Source organism: Rhodococcus sp. P3_B8 (assembly GCF_056402775.1).
On record NZ_JBFUGT010000306.1, the window covers coordinates 1 to 7,590 of the forward strand.

General features: G+C 64.4%; 8 protein-coding genes and 1 pseudogene. 4 read left to right on the forward strand and 5 right to left on the reverse strand.

What is annotated here, in order from left to right; all coding sequences use genetic code 11:
• Nucleotides 1-148: 148 nt before the first annotated feature.
• A complete protein-coding gene (locus tag AC1D1G_RS38270; RefSeq protein WP_283354479.1) occupies nucleotides 149-295 on the reverse strand; it encodes a hypothetical protein in 147 nt (48 codons plus the stop codon).
• Between the two features lie 896 nt (nucleotides 296-1,191).
• Nucleotides 1,192-2,349 (reverse strand): FUSC family protein, encoded by a 1,158-nt coding sequence (locus AC1D1G_RS38275; RefSeq protein WP_477956190.1) that lies wholly within the window; start codon nucleotides 2,347-2,349, stop codon nucleotides 1,192-1,194.
• Nucleotides 2,350-3,082: 733 nt separating this feature from the next.
• Here AC1D1G_RS38275 and AC1D1G_RS38280 point away from each other — a divergent pair.
• From AC1D1G_RS38280 to AC1D1G_RS38295, 4 genes and pseudogenes are all read left to right on the forward strand, one after another.
• Entirely contained in the window at nucleotides 3,083-3,505 is a 423-nt protein-coding gene (locus tag AC1D1G_RS38280; RefSeq protein ID WP_477956191.1) for an Hsp20/alpha crystallin family protein, read from the forward strand.
• A gap of 100 nt (nucleotides 3,506-3,605) precedes the next feature.
• A pseudogene (locus tag AC1D1G_RS38285) lies at nucleotides 3,606-3,927 on the forward strand (hypothetical protein).
• A 628-nt stretch (nucleotides 3,928-4,555) separates the two neighbouring features.
• Nucleotides 4,556-5,017: a CinA family protein gene (locus tag AC1D1G_RS38290; RefSeq protein ID WP_477956194.1), complete on the forward strand. Its 462-nt coding sequence runs from the start codon at nucleotides 4,556-4,558 to the stop codon at nucleotides 5,015-5,017.
• Between the two features lie 457 nt (nucleotides 5,018-5,474).
• Complete coding sequence (locus AC1D1G_RS38295) at nucleotides 5,475-5,639, forward strand: hypothetical protein (protein ID WP_477956192.1); 165 nt, start codon at nucleotides 5,475-5,477, stop codon at nucleotides 5,637-5,639.
• A 31-nt stretch (nucleotides 5,640-5,670) separates the two neighbouring features.
• Here AC1D1G_RS38295 and AC1D1G_RS38300 read toward each other — a convergent pair whose 3' ends face one another.
• From AC1D1G_RS38300 to AC1D1G_RS38310, 3 genes are all read right to left on the reverse strand, one after another.
• Nucleotides 5,671-6,381, reverse strand: a complete 711-nt coding sequence (locus tag AC1D1G_RS38300) for a hypothetical protein (RefSeq protein WP_477956195.1) — start codon at nucleotides 6,379-6,381, stop codon at nucleotides 5,671-5,673.
• 32 nt (nucleotides 6,382-6,413) lie between these two features.
• Nucleotides 6,414-6,914, reverse strand: coding sequence for a hemerythrin domain-containing protein (locus AC1D1G_RS38305; protein WP_283331761.1), 501 nt, complete (start codon nucleotides 6,912-6,914; stop codon nucleotides 6,414-6,416).
• A 426-nt stretch (nucleotides 6,915-7,340) separates the two neighbouring features.
• Nucleotides 7,341-7,590 (reverse strand): MerR family transcriptional regulator (locus AC1D1G_RS38310; protein ID WP_477956193.1); only part of this gene is annotated, 250 nt, incomplete at its 5' end.

Sequence of the window (7,590 nt, forward strand, 5' to 3'; positions counted from 1 at the left end):
GTCCTGTCGAGGTGTCGGTCCTGTCGAGGTGTCGAGGTGTCGAGGCGATGTGTCGATGAGCAAAGCAGGTTCGAGCGTAAGCAGGAGGACCGAAGCGCGACGTTTGGTCGTTACTCAAATCTCCGGTCCGTGCTCCACCGGCACCGTGTCAGCGAGCAGTGCGGGTGACGGGTCGGCGATCGTCGACATAGATGGCTTCGATTCTCGCCTTGATTTCGGCGGTGCCCATCACGCCGGGTCGCCGCAGCGTGCGAGGTGTGGACACGGAGAACGTCGGGTTCGTGGGTGTCGCCATGAGAAGTCTGCCTTCGTCGCTTTTTTGGGGTGCGCCGCCGCGAGCGGCCGCGTCGATGTATTCAGCAACCACGCATTTATGTGATCTGATTCACACGCAGTAGCGTTACGTCCCCACTACCCGCGTACGCCGGACCTGCGTGGCCACGATGCACCGGCTACCGGACAAAGAGCGGCGCCGTACCCACGTGAGACCCGCCTTGGCGACGGCGCCGCCACTCTTCAGGAACCCCGCAGGTGGGAGGCATCGGCGCTCACCTCCATCGCCCGGGTCGTTAACGGGTCGGTGGTTCCATCAAGGATGGCGGGTACCACGTGCGTTGGGATTCGGCATCGGTGGCCGCGCATGCTCGGAGACCCGCCTGCCACCGTGAGCGAGCTAGGCGAGCGGCTGAACTGTGAACCAGTGAGTGCCAGACAGGGAGCCGACATTGCCGAGCAGCGAGGCATCCGACTCCCGCACGGCACGATCGCCGGCTATTGGCGGCACACACGGCCGACCGCAACGGCAGACGCTCGAGCGCTTCGCCGCGGTTCTGCCGATCCCCCTCGGCCAATTACAGCGGGCGGCGTGGAACGCAACCGCACGGCTCGGTCTCTACACGCCCCTCCGAGGCATACCTTCTCGGCGATCGACAGCGCCGCGTCCTAGATGAACTGATCAAAGGCGATGGCCGAAAAAGTGAGTCGACTGGAGTACCAGCGAATACGAAACAGAACCACGGACGCGCGAGGGCGGGCCCACCACAGCGAACTGATCGAGCCGCACCGCTTCGGTGAAACGACGGTCAGCTACTCCCACCCCCTGTTCCACCGCTGCGGTTGATGTGACAGATCTCTGCGCCCCACGGGGCGATCACCATCCACTATGGCCGGCCCTGGCGACTGCACCTGGAACTAATGATGCTCCCGCTGCTCGTCGAAATTGTCCAGCACGGTCAGGGCGGCCCACAGACCATCCGCCGCCAACGCGATCGCCTGCAACGCACCGGATGAGGGTTGGCTCCGTTGGACTGTCTCCCTGAAGGACTCGAGGCGCGAGCGCGCATCGGGCAGAGCTGTATGCACAACGTGAAGATAGGGCTCTCGATGGTGGGCAGGATCCCACGTGAGTTTGTCGAATGCAGCCGAGAACCCCTCGATCAGCCCTGCTGCTTCGCACCGAAGCTGATCCGGAATGGGCGCCGTGGAACCTTCCAACCGATCCTCGGAGGCGGTGAGTGCCTCGACTGCGACCTCCAGCACTGACACCTGCAGCAACGTGTCGTCGAGAATCGTAGCTATCGGCTGGTACACCCGAGATCCCCCGACTCTGGCCCAGCCGACGCTGCGCATGTTGCCTCGCAGGCTTTCCCGACCCTCACTCAGTGCAGCGCCGGCGCCGGTCGACTTGTGCAGATCCCACACCCGTTGCCGCCCTCGATCACTATCGTGGCGCCCGGACCGTAGCCCGTGGGCAAGATCGGCGAGCAGGGCGGAGAGTTCCTCGGCACGTTGCAGAATCAGATCACGCGCCGTGGAGAGCCTGTCAGGAGGCAGGACGAGAGCGTTGACCGCGACACCGACGAGCACACCCACTGTGACGTCGAGGACACGATGAAACACCAGGGTGGCATCTGTTGCCGTGCCGTACAGCAACACCAACAGCGCGGTGATCGCCACCCACATCCCGTCCGGCGCCAGCCACCGGCTGCGGCCGAGGATCGTACCGACTGCGACCGCACCTGCGATGGCGGCGAGTTCGGGCAAGGTCTGTGTCGCCAGCGCGGCCACAAGCACACCGAGCACTACGACGGTGACCTGACGTGCGGCAGCGGCGACCGAACTGCGGACCGTGGTGCCGATGATGAACAGGGCGGCGTAGGGCGCGAGGAAGGCCTCGGGACTCTGCAGCACTCGATCGGCCAGCCACCACGCGATAAGCACCGCCACAGTGCATTTGACGGCCGACACCAACCCCGGCTGCTGGAGGGCACTGCGCAGCCAGGTACCCCATGCACCCGAACTCGGTCGCTGCGTCTGAATATCGGTCCGCGCGGGAAGAAACCATCTCATGTCAAACTCTCAGCAGGTACAGAAGTCATCAGCTCGGTGTCAACTCATTTCAGTTCGGTTCTGCACGGCAGACGTGCCACTCGTGTTCTCGGCCGGGCAGACTCGTTTGGGGTGCGCTTCGCGCCGCGCCCGGTCCCGGCCACGCGCCCCCTCCGGCGAGAAAAACAACGACGACTCGACCTCCCGGGAGGACTCCAAGATGCGCCACATCTCCGCGATGACGGTCGGTGGGCAGTCTGGTCCGCGGCGAGTCCTTGCGCCGGAGACCGGCCACTATGCTCGGCGCACGAGACAACAAACTTAAAATATCAATCGGTCTATTTTTGCGTGGTCAGATGCCCCCCTGCTGAAGCCGGCGACGGGCGAGCGATCTCGAGGTACGCCGGCACGGTGACGGCGTCCACGTTCCCCGATCACGACCGGGCCGCCGGGGGGCTCGTCGATGTCGATGCGGGATTCGGTGGCCCCGGCAGCGGTGGTGTTCCACCGCCAGGTGTCCGCAAACCAGGACTGCACCTGTTCCGGAGAGTCGACGACGGAATGGAAATAGGTCATGAGGTTCCTCCAGGGTGGGACCGACCCGAGAAAACCCAAAAAGAAAGGCCGAGAATCGTAGCCGGTGACGGACACTGTCTGCCGGGCTGTGAACTCAACCTCTGCTCTACACGGTAACGCGCTTTTCCCAGTAAGCAAACCCACCGCCACGCCCACCGTCTGCTTCACGGCGAGATCGATGATCCCACCCTTCGAAGCCGAACAGGCCTATTTCCCATTCCTCCAACCCGCCGACAGAGCCGATCGGGTCACCGAGAGTCTCCAGTGGACCCGGAAGGCGACACCCCGAGCCGATCTGCCCGGCATCGACCCCGGCTCGATCGACATCGATGTCGACGCCGGGGTATTGACCCTGACCGCCCATCGAAGCCAGGCAGACGACGGTGTGCGGTGGTTGACATCGGAACGTTTCAGCGGCCGCTACCGGCGCCTGGTGTCGCTCGGAGAGAACATCGACGTCGCCCGCATTTCGGCGAGCTACGACAACGGTGTTCTCAGCGTAATCCTGCCGGTCACCGAACGAGCGAAACCGCGGCGCATCGAGATCACCCGCAGCGGCTCACCCGTCGCATGCGGTGACCGCACCCCCATCGAAGCCTGATACCACGCACCCGGGTTCGGTCCAGCGACACACCGCTGGACCGAACCCGATGCCGGACAAACGCATCCGATCCACTGCCCGTACTCTGAGGACCTGAAAGATGACTGCCACCACGACCGAGTTCCGACACGATCGCCACAATTCCGAGCCACACTCCCACCAGGCCGCGTCGTCCTCTCGGCGAATACTGCAGTGACCTCTCGATCATGCTGGGCTCGCTGTCGATCGTGATGTTCTGGATGCTCGGATTCGGCATCCTGCTCGGTGCCGGCGCCATCGCTGCCGGAATCGCCGCCAACCGACACCCCGGGGTCGAAGGGAACGAGTCCAAGGGATTGGTAGCGCTCCTCGGCATCCTCACCGGGACTTTCGGAATCGCCGCCGGCGTCGTCTTCCTCGCCGCAGCGCTTCCCAACCTCTGATGTATACGCCCGCCCCGAAGGGTGAGAACCAAGGAGGCCGTGCGCTCCTAGGGTGGTGGGTAATTATATGCATGCGCAGTGTGTCGACCGGATTGATAGCCAACGGTGGCTGTTGCGGCTTTCAGGTGCGCTCCCTCGGGTCCAGTCCGTGAACTCGCGGACTGGCCCCTATTCTTCCTGCACTTCGGGCCGAACCGGGACTCCGCGAGTCGTCGATACGAGCTTGTGGGGCCCCGGTCCGCACCCCCTCGCTCATCGTCAGATGGCGCGCAGTGGTTCTGCCGATTGGCACTCCCGTGTATGACGATTGCGATTCTGGGATTGCGCCTACTCGTCGCGGGGTATTTCGGTACTCACGTCGTCGTCGTGTCCGGACGCGATGACGGCCAGGCTCCCCGGTTCAGCCTGTAGCCGGCGGGGCCGCCGAAAAGTATCGGCGCCGGCGACTGAATGTCGAAGGCGAGCGGTGCACTACTCGCGGGAATTGCAGTCCGGGAGAGTCAGCAACGAGTCCTGCTCGAAGCACGAGGTGGAGGTCCGATGATCAATGTGATGTTGTTGGTGATTGTGCTCGCGGCCGGAATGGCCAGTGTATCTGGACTTCACCGCATCGGCCGAGGCGCGGCGAGTGAGTAGTTGCGACGAGCGTGCGGAACGGATCTCTGTCGTGGCGCGCGACCGGCAACTCACCATTGCGACCGCGGAATCATTGACTGGCGGGAGAATCTCCTCCGTTCTCGGTGCCGCGCCGTCGTCGTCCGAGTGGTATCGAGGCAGCATCGTGGCCTATGCCAGCTCGGTGAAACATGGATTACTGCAGGTTCCAGACTGCCCGGTTGTCAGCGAACCCAGTGCCCGCGCGATGGCGACATCAGTAGCGGAGTTGCTCGGCGCGGATCTTGCGGTGGCGGTCACCGGTGCCGGCGGACCCCAACCTCAGGACGGACAACCACCGGGGACCGTGTGGTTCGGGGTCTTTGTCGACGGTTCCGCTCGCACCGAGCTGCGGCACTTCGATGGAGATCCCGGCGACGTGGTGGAAGCGACTACCGCTCATGCCCTGTTCTTGCTCGAAGACGCACTGCGCTGATAAGTGCGGCGTTTCGGTCCCGAAGGCATGAGGAGTTGTCTTGATCCTACGATCCCGGGGCTATCCACCACAGGACGATACTTGGCTGTTTCGCTGGCACCCTGGCGGACCACCAGACGCGCAAACGCGTGTCCTCGACATCTGCACCGGTACCGGAGCGCTCACCGTTCGGGCAGCCGAGTGGGGGGGGCCGGCAGCGTCACCGCGATCGACATCTCGCGCCGCGCGGTACTTACGTATCAACGCTCGCGTGCACGGGCACACGATCCGGTGTTACAGGGCAGCGTCACCGTGCGCGTCCGGGGCGAATGCTTCGACCTGGTGATCTCTCCCCCACCGTACGTGCCCTCTGAGGAAGACCGAATCCCCGGCTCCGGCATGGCGCGCGCCTGGGATGCCGGCACCGACAGGTTGCTCCTCGACCGAATTTGCACCCAGGCACCCGACGTCCCAGGTCATGCTCGAAGAGCAGGGTTTGAGGGTCGACGTCATCGCTCGGCGGGAGATTCCCTTCGGTCCCGTCCTGACCGCGCGTCGCCGCATGCTCGCGTCCCGCGGCATCATCACCGCGGATCAGCGCAGCGAAGAGATCGTGGTGATCCGCGGCCGTCAGCACGCATAGACGCCGTCGTCGGAGCGTTACTCGGCGAGATCTACGAGGACGGGTCGCCGCGGCCGTGGCGACTACCCCGATACGCGCCGACCCGCACCCCGGCGAGCCATGCGGGGCGCAGCGCCAACCCCGGTGGACAGTGGAGTACCGGGTCGAAGGTGGGTTGCTCGTCGTCCGTCAGCTCCTGCACCCGTGTCAGCATCACCTGCCCAGCCGGAACGGGCGACCCGGTCGCCGAGACCAGGTCCAAGCGGAACCGCAGCGGCGCGTCGGTGAGGGACTGCCTCAGCGAATCCAGTGAGGTCGTCGCTGGATGGGGTCCCACCGGGACGGCCAGCACCCATTGAGTGTCCGTTCCGTTCGACGAATAGGGCATCAGGCTGCTGTACCGGGCGCTGCTCCACCCCCGTGCGGGGAGCGGGAGAATCCGAGTCACCGCCGAGGTGCCTGAGCTGGCCAGCAGAAGATCCCATTCGGTGTCGGGCGGATCGAGCGGGATCTTCAACGCCAGCCCGAGCACGTCCGGTACTCCCGACGGAGTTCCCACTCCCCCGGACAGTCTCGCCACCACGTCGATCGGTGTTCCGGTCTTCAGCGTCCACCAGGGGGAGCCGAGTTCGATGTGCCCCGTTGCGACCAGGCCACGCGGATGGAAAACCCGGACGCCGCCCCGCATCGCGGCGGCCACCCGGAACGGCATCCCCACAAACAGCGTCCGTGCGGTATCGAGGGTCCGCTCCGCCAGATGCATGGTTCGCTGCCGTCCGTCCGCGCTCACACCCCCTACTTCAGGACGGCGTCGACAGTCTTCTTCAATGCCGACGGTTGGGATGGAGACCTCGGCGCCTTCTCCTTCAATTCCAGCAACCTCGCGCCGATTTCCTGGAGTTGTTTACGTCCCAGCTGTTCTCGCACCTTCGGGAACCACTCCTGCTCTTCTTCTTCGATGTGGTGCTCGACGCTCTCGATCAGCACGGTGGTCTTCGCGTCAAACCGCTCGTCGTCGGGTTTCATCGCTGCCAGCTCGACGACCAGCACGTCCGCGACGTGGTGCTCTTCGTAGGATTCGAGGATGTCGTCCTCGAGATCCGGGACGAGTTCACGCACCTTCGGATACATCCCCTCGTTTTCGATATAGGTATGCACCGTCAGCGCTTCGATGATCTTGTTCACGATGCGACCCTTCTCCACCTCGGCGTTCGGTCCCGCACCGCGGAAATCCCGGAACAATTTCCGGATCTCCTTGTGGTCGTTCTTCAGAAGCACGATCGCATCAGTCGACATGGGTACCTCACACATGGGAATCGGATGGAAAAGGACGGGCGGTGACGTCCTCTACGCATTACCCACCCACACCACGCGCTAACACGGTCCTGAGATCCGCATCCCGCTGCGCCGCGACCTGACCACCTCCGCCGGGACGCCGACGGACAGAACTCATGCGCACCCCTGCCTGCAACGACCGGTGCCGCAGCGGGTCCACACGGTGACTGGCACCCAGTGCCGTGGCTGTTTCACGGTGGGATGCAGTGGTACCACTCGGCAACAGACATTCGAGTTCCTACCCTCCGAGAAAGGCACTCCCATGACTCGACCGGCTACGTCACCAACGACGCGCTCACCACTCCAACTCGCCTCCCAGGGCGATGGTCAGTTGGTCAACGTCGAGCTGGCAGGACGCGACCTTCAGCGACCGACGCCGGTGCCGTCTCATCCCAGGGCGGGGCCGATCCGACCGGATGAGGGCCCATGGGCCTGCTGGACCTGCTGGAGTTCGGCGTTGATGCGTCGGGCCTCGACGAGTTGGTCTTCGAGGATGATGATGCGGCACGCGGAATCGAGTGCGGTGCCCTGGTCGATCAGTTCGCGGGCTCGGGCGGCGAGACGCAGCTGGTATCGGGAGTAGCGGCGATGGCCGCCCTCCGAGCGTCCGGGGGTGAGCAGCTTCGCGGCGTCGAGG

Excerpts from the sequence above, each read along its gene's own strand:
- AC1D1G_RS38305 (WP_283331761.1), bottom strand. The coding sequence starts at position 6,914 with ATGTCGACTGATGCGATCGTGCTTCTGAAGAACGACCACAAGGAGATC.
- AC1D1G_RS38295 (WP_477956192.1), top strand. The coding sequence starts at position 5,475 with ATGCTCGAAGAGCAGGGTTTGAGGGTCGACGTCATCGCTCGGCGGGAG.
- AC1D1G_RS38280 (WP_477956191.1), top strand. The coding sequence starts at position 3,083 with ATGATCCCACCCTTCGAAGCCGAACAGGCCTATTTCCCATTCCTCCAA.
- AC1D1G_RS38300 (WP_477956195.1), bottom strand. The coding sequence starts at position 6,381 with ATGCATCTGGCGGAGCGGACCCTCGATACCGCACGGACGCTGTTTGTG.
- AC1D1G_RS38275 (WP_477956190.1), bottom strand. The coding sequence starts at position 2,349 with ATGAGATGGTTTCTTCCCGCGCGGACCGATATTCAGACGCAGCGACCG.
- AC1D1G_RS38270 (WP_283354479.1), bottom strand. The coding sequence starts at position 295 with ATGGCGACACCCACGAACCCGACGTTCTCCGTGTCCACACCTCGCACG.